The organism is Brachybacterium epidermidis (assembly GCF_015209585.1).
In the GTDB taxonomy this organism is placed as follows: domain Bacteria; phylum Actinomycetota; class Actinomycetes; order Actinomycetales; family Dermabacteraceae; genus Brachybacterium; species Brachybacterium epidermidis.
Map to the genome: position 1 here is coordinate 340,898 of NZ_JADEYR010000001.1, position 13,799 is coordinate 354,696.

The 13,799-nt window shown below is 70.0% G+C and carries 11 protein-coding genes and 1 pseudogene; 7 read left to right on the plus strand and 5 right to left on the minus strand.

What is annotated here, in order from left to right:
- Positions 1–9 precede the first annotated feature (9 nt).
- Together IOE58_RS01540 and IOE58_RS01545 are read right to left on the minus strand one after the other, a co-directional pair.
- Positions 10–1,983: a DUF6541 family protein gene (locus IOE58_RS01540; RefSeq protein WP_193864673.1), complete on the minus strand. Its 1,974-nt coding sequence runs from the start codon at positions 1,981–1,983 to the stop codon at positions 10–12.
- The gene (locus IOE58_RS01545) at positions 1,980–2,483 is read right to left on the minus strand and encodes a DUF2304 domain-containing protein (protein ID WP_017823763.1); all 504 of its coding nucleotides are present in this window, start codon (positions 2,481–2,483) and stop codon (positions 1,980–1,982) included. Before IOE58_RS01545 ends, IOE58_RS01540 begins: the two co-directional genes overlap by 4 nt.
- A gap of 68 nt (positions 2,484–2,551) precedes the next feature.
- Here IOE58_RS01545 and IOE58_RS01550 point away from each other — a divergent pair, with 68 nt between their 5' ends.
- Positions 2,552–3,259: a glycosyltransferase family 2 protein gene (locus IOE58_RS01550; RefSeq protein ID WP_193864674.1), complete on the plus strand. Its 708-nt coding sequence runs from the start codon at positions 2,552–2,554 to the stop codon at positions 3,257–3,259.
- A 12-nt stretch (positions 3,260–3,271) separates the two neighbouring features.
- Here IOE58_RS01550 and IOE58_RS01555 read toward each other — a convergent pair whose 3' ends face one another.
- Complete coding sequence (locus IOE58_RS01555) at positions 3,272–4,189, minus strand: LCP family protein (protein WP_193864675.1); 918 nt, start codon at positions 4,187–4,189, stop codon at positions 3,272–3,274.
- Between the two features lie 622 nt (positions 4,190–4,811).
- On the opposite strand from IOE58_RS01555, the gene IOE58_RS14580 reads away from it, so the two are divergent.
- From IOE58_RS14580 to IOE58_RS01585, 6 genes and pseudogenes are all read left to right on the plus strand, one after another.
- Positions 4,812–5,804: a glycosyltransferase gene (locus tag IOE58_RS14580; protein WP_193864676.1), complete on the plus strand. Its 993-nt coding sequence runs from the start codon at positions 4,812–4,814 to the stop codon at positions 5,802–5,804.
- A 10-nt stretch (positions 5,805–5,814) separates the two neighbouring features.
- Positions 5,815–6,699, plus strand: coding sequence for a glycosyltransferase (locus IOE58_RS01565; RefSeq protein WP_193864677.1), 885 nt, complete (start codon positions 5,815–5,817; stop codon positions 6,697–6,699).
- A 111-nt stretch (positions 6,700–6,810) separates the two neighbouring features.
- The gene (glf, locus tag IOE58_RS01570) at positions 6,811–7,968 is read left to right on the plus strand and encodes a UDP-galactopyranose mutase (protein WP_193864678.1); all 1,158 of its coding nucleotides are present in this window, start codon (positions 6,811–6,813) and stop codon (positions 7,966–7,968) included.
- Between the two features lie 20 nt (positions 7,969–7,988).
- On the plus strand, positions 7,989–10,052 hold the full coding sequence (locus IOE58_RS01575; RefSeq protein WP_193864679.1) for a glycosyltransferase: 2,064 nt from the start codon (positions 7,989–7,991) through the stop codon (positions 10,050–10,052).
- Positions 10,049–10,987, plus strand: coding sequence for an ABC transporter permease (locus IOE58_RS01580; protein ID WP_259890903.1), 939 nt, complete (start codon positions 10,049–10,051; stop codon positions 10,985–10,987). Before IOE58_RS01575 ends, IOE58_RS01580 begins: the two co-directional genes overlap by 4 nt.
- Positions 10,988–11,057: 70 nt before the next feature.
- A pseudogene (locus IOE58_RS01585) lies at positions 11,058–11,767 on the plus strand (ABC transporter ATP-binding protein).
- Between the two features lie 54 nt (positions 11,768–11,821).
- Here IOE58_RS01585 and IOE58_RS01590 read toward each other — a convergent pair.
- Both IOE58_RS01590 and IOE58_RS01595 read right to left on the minus strand, forming a co-directional pair.
- The gene (locus IOE58_RS01590) at positions 11,822–12,556 is read right to left on the minus strand and encodes a TIGR03089 family protein (protein ID WP_193864680.1); all 735 of its coding nucleotides are present in this window, start codon (positions 12,554–12,556) and stop codon (positions 11,822–11,824) included.
- A gap of 23 nt (positions 12,557–12,579) precedes the next feature.
- Positions 12,580–13,671: a coenzyme F420-0:L-glutamate ligase gene (locus IOE58_RS01595; protein ID WP_348981833.1), complete on the minus strand. Its 1,092-nt coding sequence runs from the start codon at positions 13,669–13,671 to the stop codon at positions 12,580–12,582.
- Between the last annotated feature and the right edge of the window lie 128 nt (positions 13,672–13,799).

Below are 13,799 nucleotides of genomic sequence, written 5' to 3' on the forward strand. Positions count from 1 at the left end.
GTCTGAGGGTCACTGCCCCGGATCGCACTCGATCCGGATGAGCCGGGAGTGCTCGGTCTCGAACACGACCGTCCCCAGATCGTCCCCGCGTTCACCGATGGACCTGAACGCGGGGTCGAACTGGTAGAGCAGCCTTTCCTGGTACACGTAGCCGATGCCCTGGTCGAGCAGTGCGCGGCAGTGCGGGGGGGAGGAGCCGGCCAGCGGTACCGCCTCGATCGCGGCCCGGTCGGAGTCGTTCAGCGCGACTCCGGCGACGGGCAGGTATGCGGGCAATCCGTGCAGTGCGTACATGTGGGCCGCGCCGGAGTACGGGCTGGCGAGGATGGACCGGTCGCGGTCCAGCTGCGGGGCGGTGCGTGCGAACTGCGCGAGCTCGTCGGCCTGCAGGAAGCGACCTCTGCCCGGGTAGTGCTCCGCGAGGTTCTTGGCGGCGTTGTCCAGACGCGTCGGGATCGAGGAGAGGGCCGCCACCGTCGCGAGGACGACCAGCACAGCGATCACAGGCCGGCGTCCGCGCGCAGCATCCACGTCGAGGGTCCGCCGCAGCAGGCCCGCCCACGCCTGCAGCCCGGGGACCACGAGCAGTGCCGACAGCATCGCCAGCGGGATGGCTATCCGGTCCTGACCGCGGAAGTAAAGCACCGACAGGTTCAGGGGCGAGTCCACCGCTGCGTCGAGGTACATGACGGCAAGCACGAGCCAAGCCACGGTGAGCCACCGCTGCGGGGTACGCAGTGCTGTCACCAGACCCGGCCACCACAGGGCGGCCATGACCACGCCGAGGGCCATCGGCCACACGGTCAGCAGTCCCAGGCCGACCTCGGCGAGGGCGTTCCACCACGGCACCTGGAGACCACCGGCGAAACCCGTCACCCGCGCGCCGAGCGGGGTGTAGGCCAGGACGGCCACAGGGAGCATCGCCAGCACCGGCACGGCGATCAGCCAGGGTCGCCTCCGCCACTGGGGGAGCCCCGTCACCGTCGTCAGCACTGCCAGCAGGATCAGGGCCGTGACAGCGACGTTCGGATGCAGGAGGGCGAGCCCTGCTCCTGCCAGGCCGATGGCGAGGAGCGCCGCGATGACAGCCTGCCGTGCAGGGGCCGGTGCGATCCCGCCCCGAGGGGGACGTGCCGCCTCTTGCGGCGCAGGATCCGCCTGGGCCGCAAGAGCGGTCCACAGCGCCACGGCGCCGGCCAGTGCCCCGGACAGGGCCGCGAAGCCGGCGAGGTTCGGGACCGGGGAGAGGTGGATCCACAGGGTCACGGGGCTCGCGGGGATCAGCGTCGCGACCAGGGCGACGGCGGGCGGCGCCCACGTCACCCGGGGGAACACCACCCGTGCCAGCAGTGCCGTCCCCAGGATCCAGGGCACCAGCGCCAGGGCGAGCACCGTGCCGTTGAGCACGATCGGGATGTCGACGAGGGGAACCAGTGCGGCGAGGTCATGGAAGGCAGCGGGGTAGGAGGCCGGACGGCCTGCGGTGTTCGCCACCGCGTTCAGGTTCAGGCTCGAGGCGTTGCCGGTCTCGCGGATGTATGTCAGTGCCGTGAGGTGGAACAGCGTGTCGTAGCGCTCCAGGACGGCATCGGGTCGGCCGGCACGGGCGGCGATGGGGCCGATGGTCACCGCGAGTGCTGCGGTGAGGGCGCCGATCCAGGCCACCAGGGCCGCGGGGGAGCGGCGGGCCACCAGGGGCCCGTCGAGCAGTGTGGCGGGAAGTCGCACGCCGCGGCGGGCGAGGATCCACGCCGCCAGGACGAGGACCGCGCCGGACCCTGCGAACGACAGCCATGACCAGTCGAGTCCGACCACCGGTGCGACCATCGCTCCGATCCCGGCCACCGCGGCGCTGATCGCCGGGGCCAGGGACAGTGCCAGGAGTCGAGATCCTGCCAGTGCCCTGACCGTCCAGAAGCCGGGCAGGTACGCAGCGACCAGGACGAGGAGGACCGCGATGACGAGGTGGAACAGGTCGGTCATCCGTACTGCTCGTCAGGGGTCCGCTCAGGGTGGTGGGGGAGGTCTCGGTGGACGTCCAGGGATCGCTCAGGTCCCTGCACCGCGGGCCGATGCGCGCTCAGCGAGCGCTCTCGGTACTGCACGGCTGGTTCGGCCTCGTCGATCGCCAGGCGCCGGGCCAGATAGGTGGTGCGCTTCTCCGCGGACTTCGTCCGGGCCTCCTGAAGCGCCAGGAACCCCAGCAGGACCAGGACGGTCGTGTAGAGCAGCAGGTCGGCTCCTCGTCCTACGCCCACCAGGTTCGCCACCCGGGTGAGGACGGTGGGGAACAGGACCGTGAGCACAGCGAACACAGCGAATGCGATGACCAGCAGCCGGCGGACCGCCAGCTGCTTCGCGCCGCGCTTGATAAAGAGCCAGGCGACGATCACCACGATCCCTGCCATCAGCAGCAACTGGATGATGAATGTGCGCCCGCTCACCCCGACCGTCGGGCCGAGAGCCTGAAGGAGATTGTCCACGGCGACAGGTTATCCTCCTCGGGCGTACGGGTATCGACCGCCGACCACCCCGAGCACGAGGAGAACCCATGAACAGCGCTGCCCCCTCGCGCGAACTGTCCGCGCCCGGGGCCGACACGACCTGGTTCGTGGTGCCGCTGTTCAATGAGGGCACGGTGGTGGGCGACGTGATCCGCGATCTCCGCAGCCGCTACCCGCTGGTGGTGTGCGTGGACGACGGAAGCCACGACGACTCCGCCCGGATCGCAGCGGAGGCCGGGGCGGCCGTGGTGCGCCACCCCTACAACATGGGGCAGGGTGCCGCCCTGAAGACCGGCATCGACTACGCGTTGCGCGACCCTCACATGCGCCAGATCGTCACCTTCGACTCCGATGGCCAGCACCAGGTGGAGGACGCCGCCCCGATGATCGCGCTGCGGGAGCAGGAGCAGGTGGACGTCGTGCTCGGTTCTCGCTTTCTCGATGCGCGCACGAAACCGGGACTGATCAAACGCCTCGTGCTGTGGGGCGCGGTCCACTACTCGAACCTCACCAGCGGCGTGAAGCTCACCGATACCCATAACGGCCTGCGGGTGTTCGGACGCGAGGCCTGCGAGAAGATCACCATCGAGCAGAACCGGATGGCGCACGCATCCGAGATCGTCGAGGAGATCGGCCGCCACCAGCTCACCGTGCGCGAGCACCCCGTGCACATCCTGTACACCGATTACTCGCGCTCCAAGGGCCAGCCGATCCTGAACTCAGTGAACATCGTCATCGACATGCTCTTCCGCTGAGTTCGGCTCGGCTCAGCTGCCTGCCGACACCTCGGCACTCCCGTCGGCGATCGAGCCGAAGAACGCAGCCACATCGTCTTCGTCGGTGAGGATCGCCACCCCGGAGTGCCGGGTCTGGAAAGCCGGATTTTCGATCGGCAGTACGGGCATGGCGCCGTCGGCCATCGCACCACGCGCCGACAGCCCCATCACCCCCACGTCCACGATCCCGGTGCCCTCGCTGGTGGTGAGGGCATCGGACCCGGCTCCCGCCAGGCGCACCTGCGAGACCGGGTTCAGCAGCACGCCGGGGGAGGACACCCGGTCCATGAGCGCCCCCACGAACTGCTGCTGGCGCTGCTGGCGACCCAGGTCGGCTGTGGGGTCGAAGTAGCGGGCGCGCACGAAGGCGAGGGCCTGCTCCCCTCCCACGTCGTGGCAGCCCTCGGCCATGCGCAGACCGGAGCGCTCGTCGTCCACGTCCTGGTCGATGCACAGGTTCACGTGCCCCACGGCGTCCACGACGTTCTGCACGCCGTCGAAGCCGATCTCGACGTAGTGGTCGATGGTCAGCCCGGTGAACTCCTCCACCGTCTCCACCAGCAGAGGCGCCCCGCCGAAGGCATAGGAGGCGTTGAGCTTGTACCTGCCGTGACCGGGGATCTCCACCAGCGTGTCGCGAGGCAGCGAGACCAGGTAGTCGGTGCCGTTGGGCGCCTTGTGCAGCAGCATGATGGTGTCGGTGCGCACCCCCTGGGTGCCGTCGTCCGCGACGGCGTCGCCTTCCCGGCGGTCCGAGCCGGCGATCAGGTAGGTGGTGCCCGGTGTGTCCGCGCGCCCGGACAGCGCATCCACGTGATCGATCCGGCTGTCGGCCCACAGCAGCAGGCCCGCGCCCCACCCCAGCACCGCCACCAGCAGCAGCGCCGTCAGCACTGCGCCGAGCCGCACGGGACGGGGGATGCGGGAGCGGCGTCGTCGCGGTCGGGGGCCGGAACGGTGCGGACCGGGCGGGACCGCCCCGGTGCGGCCGGGCGGGAACCCTCGCGGCGGGAGCCCGGGCTCGGGGCGGCCCGGGGTGGCCGTGGCAGTGCCAAAACCCGTGCTCGCGGCCCCGGGGTCGTGACCCTGGCGCGGGAGGGGCCGGGTGGCCTGCTCCTCGGGATGTCGCCGCGTCGCGGGGCCGGGCCGGCGGCTCGGGCTGCGCGGTCCGCGCGGAACACGGGGCACGGGGCGGGCGCTCCCCGCCCCTGGCCCGGTGCCGGGCGGCGCGGTGCGCCGTCCTCGGGAGTGCGCGCGGGCTGGTCCTCGGACATGGCCGTCGCCCCCCTTTTCGTGGTCCGGTTCCTCGTGCCGGGTATCGACCCGTCGCCGGGCCGGTGATGACGTCGCGGCGGCGGCCGCGGTGGACAGGGTAGCCCCTCCACCCGCCCGCACCGAGGAGCGAGCGAGGTGCCGACGAACCTTTCGCGAACCTTCACAGCTCGTCCTCGTGCGGGCCCCGGCGCACCAGCAGCGATCCGTAGACTGGTCCCGCGCCGCCCGGGCGGCCGCAACGATCGCAGGAGGCGCCGTGACCCATCCCCCCGCCGCAGGCAGCGAGACCGCGCATGCCGAGGCATCCGCCCAGCGCGTGGTGGCGGTGGTCGTCACCTACAACCGCGAGCAGCTGCTGGAGGCATGCCTGGACGCCCTGGCGGCGCAGGAGCGCCGCCCCGATGCCGTGGTGGTGATCGACAATGCCTCCACGGACGCCTCGGGGCGTGTCGCCGAGGAGCACCAGGTAGGGGCCGATGTCGTCCACCTGCGCCGCAACGTGGGCGGGGCCGGGGGCTTCGCCGCCGGAATAGCCCGGGCCCTGGTACGGCACGAGGCGGACTGGGTATGGGTCATGGACGACGACACGATCCCGCGACCCGGGGCGCTGGCCGCCCTGCTTCGCGCCCTCGAGCTCTCCCCGGTGCGGCTCAGCGTGCTCAGCTCGCGCGCCGTGTGGACGGATGGCCGGGACCACCCCATGAACAGGGCCCGCAACCGTCTGGGCGCGAGCGCTCAGGACAAGCGCGACGCCGCCCGCGCGGGAGGCCGACCCATCCGTACCGCCAGCTACGTCTCGGCCCTGCTGAACGCCGAGGACGTGCGCCGTCTGGGGCTTCCGTACGCCGACTACTTCATCTGGTCGGACGACTTCGAGCACACCGGCCGACTGCTTCGCCACGGCCGCGGGATCCACGTCCCCGACTCGGTTGTCGAGCACCGCACTGCCCGCTTCGGCGACGCGCAGGCCAATCCCGGATCCCGCTTCTACTTCGATGTGCGCAACCGGATCTGGGCGCTGCTGCGCACCTCTTCGTTCTCCCCGGTGGAGAAGGTGCTGTACGGCGGGCGCACCGCCCTGGGCTGGGTCATCCGCCTGCTGCGGCACCGCGGGGACCTGCTCGGGGTGGGATTGCGCGGGGCGCTCGCCGCCGCACGTCGCGGCCCCCGACCCTCGGCCGTGGTGCTCGAACTCGACGGCGAGGCCGCTGCCGATGTGCGCCGCATCGAGCGCGCCGCCGGCCGGTGAGCATGCCGCCATGACCATCGCCAGATCCCACGGCGCGCCGTTCAGCGTGCTGATGCCCCTGTGGGGCGGTGACGATCCCGCCTGGGCCGAACGGGCCATCACCTCGGCCACGCTCTCCCAGCAGCTGCGGCCCGATGTGCTGATTCTCAGCATCGACGGCCCCCTTCCCTCGCCACTGGAGGCACTCGTGGAGCGCGTGGAGGCGAAGGAGTTCGGCCCGGCCCGCGTGCTGCGCCATCAGACGCACCGCGGGATAGCGCCCACCCTGCAGGACGGGCTCGGCGCCCCCCCCACTGAGATCGTGGCGCGGGCGGACGCGGACGACATCTGCCGGCCCGAGCGTTTCGCCCTGCAGATCCCCCGCATGGTGCGGGACGAGCTGGACCTGCTGGGCGGTGCCATGCGGGAGTTCTCCGATCGTGTGCGCCCGGGCAGCGGGCCCCTCCGCGCTCGACCCTTGAGCCAGCACGAGATCGAGGCCTATCTCCCGCATCACTCGCCGTTCCACCACCCCACGGTGGTCCTTCGCCGATCCACGGCTCTTGCCGTGGGCGGGTACCGCGACCTGCCGCTGCTGGAGGACTACTGGCTGTGGGAGCGGATGATGCTGGGCGGGGCACGGATGGCGAACCTGCCGCAGGTGCTGGTGGACTATCGGGTCGACGACGCGCTGTTCGCGCGTCGCGGGGGGCTGAGGCTGCTGGCCAGCGATCTGCGGCTGCAGAGGATGATGCTGAAGGACGGCGTCACCGGCCCGGCCCTGTGCCTGCGCAATGTGGTGCTGCGCGCCGGGTACCGCCTCGCTCCGGGGTGGGCGCGCCGTCTGGGCTACCGTCGGTTCGTCGAGACAGGATCGGACGCGTCGAGCCGTTCGGGTGAGAGCACAGACGGATGACGGTGCGCACACCTCGCGGCGCGCCGAGCCCACCTGCGGTGCCCGCCCAGCCGCTCCGCTACTGTGAACGTAGCCTCCGTCGAGGCGCTGGACCATGCGAAAGGACCCTCTGTGGCGACCCCTGACCTGCTGATCGTCGGATCCGGACTGTTCGGACTGACCATCGCCGAGCGCGCAGCCAACGAGCACGGACTGAGCGTCACGATCATCGATCGTCGTGACCACCTCGGCGGCAACGCCTACTCCGAGCGGGACCCGGAGACGGGCATCGAGGTGCACAAGTACGGTGCCCACCTTTTCCACACCTCGAACCAGCGGGTGTGGGAGTACGTGAACAGGTTCACGAGCTTCACCGGCTACCAGCACAAGGTCTACACCACCCACCGGGGCGTGGTGTACCCGATGCCCATCAACCTGGGCACCATCAACCAGTTCTTCCAGGCCGCCCATACGCCGGACGAGGCCCGGGCGCTGATCGCCGAGCAGGCCGGGGAGTTGGCGGGCGCCGATCCGGAGAACCTCAACGACAAGGGCATCTCCCTGATCGGTCGGCCCCTGTACGAGGCATTCATCAAGCACTACACCGGCAAGCAGTGGCAGACGGACCCCAAGGACCTGCCGGCCTCGATCATCAGCCGCCTGCCCGTGCGCTACACCTATGACAACCGGTACTTCAACGACACCTACGAGGGGCTTCCCACCGACGGGTACACGGCCTGGCTGGAGCGGATGGCGGACCACCCGAGGATCGAGGTGCGGCTCTCGACCGACTTCTTCGACACCACCCAGGAGCTGAACCGCGACGCCGTGCGCGGTCAGATCCCTGTGGTGTACACCGGCCCGGTCGACCGCTACTTCGACTACTCCGAGGGAACCCTTGGCTGGCGCACCATCGACCTGGAGACCGAGCACCTCTCGACCGGTGACTTCCAGGGCACCTCGGTGATGAACTACGCGGATGCGGATGTCCCCTACACCCGCATCATCGAACCCCGCCACTTCCATCCCGAGCGCGACTACCCGACGGATCGCACCGTCATCCAGCGCGAGTACTCCCGCTTCGCCGAGTCCGGCGATGAGCCGTACTACCCGATCAACTCCGGCAAGGACCGCGAGACCCTGCTGAAGTACCGAGCGAAGGCCGAGAACGAGCCGCGCACCCTCTTCGGCGGTCGCCTGGGCACCTATCAGTACTTGGACATGCACATGGCGATCGGCTCGGCCCTCTCGATGGCTGACAACAAGCTCGCCGATCTGCTGCGCGGCTGAACCGCCGGAAGGACTCCACGATGACCTCCACCTCCGCTGCGAAGAGCGCTCCCGTCGAGCACCGTGTCATCCAGCGCCTGCTGATGCCGCTCGAGCCGACTCCGGACGTGCTTCCTCTCTACATCGAAGGCACGCCCTCGCGGGCCGCGACCTCGGCCAGCGCCGTCTACACCGACTCCTCCGGCGCCACCCGCTCGCATGAGGCCCAGAGTCAGACCTCCGTCTTCGACGACTCCACGCTCGGGGCGGAGGAGAGCTTCCCCCGCCACGGCGCCCGCATCCCGGCGGGCGAGATGCGATCCTTCGGCACCTACTTCAACGCGTTCCCGGCCGGGTACTGGAGGCGTTGGACGCCGGTGCGGAAGCTGCGCCTGACGATCGTGACCCGCGGCGCCGGACGCCTGATCGTGTTCCGCTCCAACGCGCGCGGTTCCTTCCAGCGGCAGGACTTCGCCCAGGTGCAGGAGGGCGACGAGACCACCAGCATCTTCGACCTCCCGCTGACCGCCTTCGGCGACGGCGGATGGTACTGGTTCGATGCCTACTCGGGAGCCGGTGGTCTGGAGATCATCAGCGCCGAGTGGAGCGCGGATGCCTCCCTGGCCCGCCAGGATGGCACCTTCTCCCTGGCCATGACCACGATGAACAAGGTCGAGTACGTCCTGGAGAATCTCAAGACGATCTGCGAGGCCACTGACCTGCGTGCCAAGCTGGACGCGCTCTACATCGTCGATCAGGGCAGCGACCGGCTGCGCGAGCACGCCGAGCAGATCGCCCCGTACGTCGAGGCGATGGGTGATCAGCTGCGGATCATCGAGCAGGGCAACATCGGCGGCTCCGGCGGATTCTCTCGCGGGCTGTACGAGGGCGCGACCAACGGCCGTTCTGCCTACGCCATCACCTGCGATGACGACGTGGCCATCGAACCCGAGTCGATCCTTCGCATGGCGACCTTCGCGGACTTCGCGACCAAGCCGACCCTGGTCGGCGCCCACATGTTCGACATCAACAATCGCTCGGTGCTGCACGCCTTCGGCGAGAAGGTCGACCGCTGGACCATCCAGCAGGGCACCCCTTCGGCTGAGGCGGTGATGGGACATGATCTGGCTGCGCATCCCCTGCGCGAGACCGCCTGGATGCACCGTCGCGCCGACGTCGACTACAACGGCTGGTGGATGTGTCTCATCCCCACCGAGGTGCTGCGCGAGATCGGCCTGGCACTGCCGGTGTTCATCAAGTGGGACGACACCGAGTACGGGCTGCGCGCCAAGAAGGCCGGCTATCCAACAGTGTCGCTGCCGGGCGCCGGTACCTGGCACGTCAGCTGGACCGACAAGAACGACGCCATCGACTGGCAGGCGTACTTCCATCAGCGCAATCGCCTGATCACGGCGTTGCTCCACTCGCCCTACACGCGCGGCGGCGGCGTGGTCCTGGACTCACAGGGCATCGACCTCAAGCACACCCTGTCGATGCAGTACTCGACCGAGCTGGTGCGCCTGCTCGCCCAGGAGGACCTCCTGCGCGGCCCAGAGGTCCTGCACGAGGAGATCGGCACGAAGCTCCCACAGGTGCGCGCCATCCTGGCCGAGCACACCGATGCCGCGGGCAAGGCCGATCCGGAGGACTTCCCAGAGGTCAATGAGGGCAGGCCGCCGAACAAGGGCCGTCCGATCACGGCCCCGCGCCGTGTGCTGCTGCCGCTGTGGATGGTCAAGTCCCTGGCGAAGCAGACGCTCAAGCCCGTGCGTGAGGAGTCCCGAAAGGGGCCGCAGGGCCTGATCCCGGCCCAGGACGCGCAGTGGTGGACACTGTCCGCATACGACAGCGCCCTGGTGTCCAACGCCGAGGGCTCGAAGATGTTCTGGTACAAGCGTGACCCCAAGCTGGTGCGCAGCCTCCTCGCCCGTGGTGCCGCGGCGCACATGGAGCTGACGCGTCGCTGGCCCGAGCTGCAGCGCCGGTACCGAGAGGCCGCTGCTGAGCTCGCCTCCTTCGAGGCCTGGGAGCGCACTTTCGCCGCGAACGCCGTCGAGCCGGCTGTGGACCCGGAGCAGGCCCCTGAGGAGGGGCGCACCGCGTGAACGACAGCGTCGACGTCGGCGGGGTCAGCCCGGCGCTGCGCGCGCCCTCCCGTGCCGAGCAAGCCGAGGGCTGGCGCGCGCCCGGGCAGGACGCCGGTTGGTTGAATCCCATCAAGGAGCGCTTCCTGCTGCGCCTGCTGGTCAAGAAGGAGCTGCGGGTCCGCTACCGAGGCAGTGTGCTGGGCATGGTGTGGAGCTACGTCAAGCCCGCCGTGCAGTTCATCGTGTTCTACATCGCGCTGGGCGTCTTCCTGCAGCTGCAGCGGGACACCCCCGCCTACGCGGTCTACCTGTTCAGCGGCATCGTGGTGGTCAACCTGTTCGGCGAGGTGTTCGGCAACGCCACGCGTTCGATCACCGGCAACGGGGCACTGGTGGCGAAGATCTATCTGCCCAGCCAGCTGTTCCCCTGGGCCAGCATGATCGTGGCTCTGGTGCACTTCCTGCCGCAGCTGCTGGTGCTGGTGGTGGGCGCCCTGCTGTTCGGCTGGCTGCCCTCCCCGACAGCTGCTGTCGCCTTCGTGCTGGGACTGGTGATCCTGGTGGTGTTCACCATGGGGCTCGGCATGCTCACCGCCGCACTGAACGCCGCCTTCCGCGACGTGGAGAACTTCGTGGACCTCATCGTCATGGTGGCGACCTGGCTGTCCCCCGTCCTGTACCGCATCTCCATGGTGGAGGAGGCGATCGGCGGGACGATCTGGTGGTGGCTCTACCAGCTGAACCCGCTCACCATCGTGGTGGAGCTGTTCCACGTCGCGTTCTGGCGCTACGGGCCGAGCGTCGTGGAGGCGACGGCCTCGGACCCCTCGCTGACCATGCCCGGCGAACCGTTCGGCCTGTGGTGGGCGGGGCTCCTCATCGCCGCGGTGACCTTCGCCCTGGGCACCATCGTCTTCGAGCGCTCCAAGCGGCGCTTCGCCCAGGAACTGTGAGACAGGAGCCGCGATGATGGACACCGACGCCCCGGGCACCCCTCCCGCATCCACCGTGGTCGAGCGCGAGATGGTGCGCATCGAGCACGTCACCAAGAACTTCTCCCTGCGCCACGACCACTCCCTCAAGGAGCTGGTGTTCTCCGCGCTGCAGAAGAAGAAGCTCGCCGACACCTTCCTGGCGCTGGACGACGTGGACCTCACCATCCGGGCGGGGGAGACGGTGGGCCTGATCGGCTTCAACGGCTCCGGCAAGTCCACGCTGCTGAAGACCATCTCCGGGGGTTGTTCCCGGATCAGGGCGGGTGCTGCTGCGGGGGCGTGGCCGGCCTGATCGAGGTGGGGGCGGGCTTCCACCCCGATCTCTCCGGCCGGGAGAACGTGTACCTCAACGGGGCGATCCTGGGGATGAGCCGCGAGCAGATCGAGGCGAAGTTCGACGAGATCGTCGCGTTCAGCGAGATCGAGGAGTTCATCGACACCGATGTGAAGTACTACAGCTCGGGCATGTTCCTGCGCCTGGCGTTCGCGGTCGCCGTGCACACCGATCCTGACATCTTCCTGGTGGACGAGATCCTCTCGGTGGGCGATGAGCCCTTCCAGCGCAAGTGCCTGGCCCGGATCCGGGAGCTGCAGGAGGCCGGCCGCACCATGGTGGTGGTCTCCCACGAGCTGGACATGCTCACCGAGCTGTGCAGCAGGATCGTCGTGCTCAGCAAGGGGGTCGTGGTGTTCGACGGCGACCCGGTCGAGGCCGTGCGGGTGCTGCGCGAGAGCTGATGGGACGGCAATGGACCCTCCCGGTGCGCGACTCTCTCAGCGCTGGGGACGAACTCAGCGCTGGGAGCTGCACGCGCGGCCGGTGACCTGCTCGTCCGCTGCCCGGCGCTCATCGACGCGAGAGGCGGGGCCGACGATGCCGCCGCCTGCCAGCAGTGCCCCGAGCACCTGCGGCACGGCGTCCAGACCGTCGTCCTCGACCAGCAGGCGCGCCGGTGGGCCAGGCGTCCCCCCGGCGAGGTCGCTCCCGTCCACCGGTTCAGCTGAGGGGCCCGACCAGGCCGGCAGCGCGATGGCCAGACGGTCCGAGCTCGCACGCACCTCCTGCGCCCAGTCGTGCACCAGCGGTGGCAGCTCTGCGCTGAACCGGGCGGCGAGGGAGATCGGATCCACCGCCAGCACCTCATCGGCGTCCTCGACCGGGCCGGAGCCGGGGCGGTCGCTGATCAGCACCTCGGGTACCGGTGAGGGGGCATGGGGGAGAAAGGCGGTCGCTCGGACGCCGTCGGCCGCGCGCGGCGTCCCTCCCAGCGACCACACGGCCAGTGCCAGCACCAGGCGCTTCCAGTGCGCCGGGAGGTCCAGGACGACCTCGGTGCCGGGTGCGAGGGCGATCTCGTCATGCAGGTGGCCGATGGACTTGATCACCCAGTTCGCCAGCACGTGGCCGGACAGCTCCACCCGGCCCTCTTCCTCGTACCAGGCCAGAGCGGGGCGGGGGCCGGTGCGTTCGAGGGCTGCCAGCAGTCCGGAGGCGGCATCGGAGGTGGAGGGGGTCGAGGGTGTCAAGGGTGTCGACGGTGTCGAGGAGGTCATGGTGCGGTCTCCGGGGTGATGTGGATCTGGACGTAGGGCAGGGGGGCGGCAATGGCCTCGGCCCCCAGGGCCGTGCGGATCCGCTCCGCGAGGGCGCCGGCGGCCAGCCAGTGCTGCGGCCCGTCCCCGGCCGGATGCACCTCGATGCGTCGTGGCCCCACCAGACGCGCACGGGCAGTGGGCGAGCCGGGCCCCTGCCCCTGGGGGGCCGGGGCGTCCTCGTCGGTAGGGGGTGCCTCGGTGCGGTCGATCAGCGCCACCGCGAGGGCCCTGGCGATGCGCTCGTCCGCGGGTTCGGGACTCATCCGGGCGATCGGCTCACGATCGGCGGGGACGCCCATGGCCTGCCACACGGACTCCAGGCTGGGGCGTCGGAACCAGTCCTCGCCCCCGGTGCGGGAGAGGGCAGCGGCCGGCACCTGCACGTCGCCGTCGACCACGTGCTCGGCCAGTCCCCGTACCAGCGCGAGCGGCACCCGCTCGGACTTGCCCTTGACCAGGTCGGCGGCCGCGGCGATCTCATCGGCGAGGGTGCGCACGGTCACCGACAGCGATCTCCCCGAGCCGTCGACGCTTCCGCGCAGGTCCTGCAGCGAGCGCAGGCCCGCCGCGCCCAGTGCGATGTCACCCACACCGACCCGCCACACGCGCGAGGAGGTATCGGTCAGCACCACGGCCAGTCGCAGCCCGAGGGCGTCCTGCAGTGCGGTCCGCAGCTCTGCAGCGCATGCGTCCGGGTCCGGGGGCAGCAGCAGGGGGCCGCCAGGTGCGTTCGAGGAGTCCACCCCGGCGGCGGCCATCACCGGACCGGAGGGGATCTGGGCGATGGTGGTGACCCGATGGGTGTGGAGCCGCCGTGCGACGATCCGGACGGAGGACTCCTCCACGGCACGCTCGCGCAGCTCCGGGGAGGTCACCAGCCCCAGGGACTTGGAGACGATCTTGGTGGAGATGCACAGCACGTCCCCGGTCTCGACCCCGGCGGCGCGCAGCGCGGGGAGCAGGGCCTGATCCAGCCGGTCACCGGGCTGGATCTCGCCGATCCCGGTCACGGGGACGGCATGGATCCGGGTGGGGGTCTCGATCACGGCTCCTCCCGCTTGACGCACACGAACCACACGGGTGTAGTTTAGGTGGGCAACAGGCCGGGCATGCATGATGACCCACCGCCAGTCACGAGCCACGGCATCCAGTCACGAGCCACGGCATAGGGAGG

Coding starts and splice junctions, on each gene's coding strand:
- IOE58_RS01540 (WP_193864673.1), bottom strand. CDS start 1,983: ATGACCGACCTGTTCCACCTCGTCATCGCGGTCCTCCTCGTCCTGGTC.
- IOE58_RS01550 (WP_193864674.1), top strand. CDS start 2,552: ATGAACAGCGCTGCCCCCTCGCGCGAACTGTCCGCGCCCGGGGCCGAC.
- IOE58_RS01565 (WP_193864677.1), top strand. CDS start 5,815: ATGACCATCGCCAGATCCCACGGCGCGCCGTTCAGCGTGCTGATGCCC.
- IOE58_RS01575 (WP_193864679.1), top strand. CDS start 7,989: ATGACCTCCACCTCCGCTGCGAAGAGCGCTCCCGTCGAGCACCGTGTC.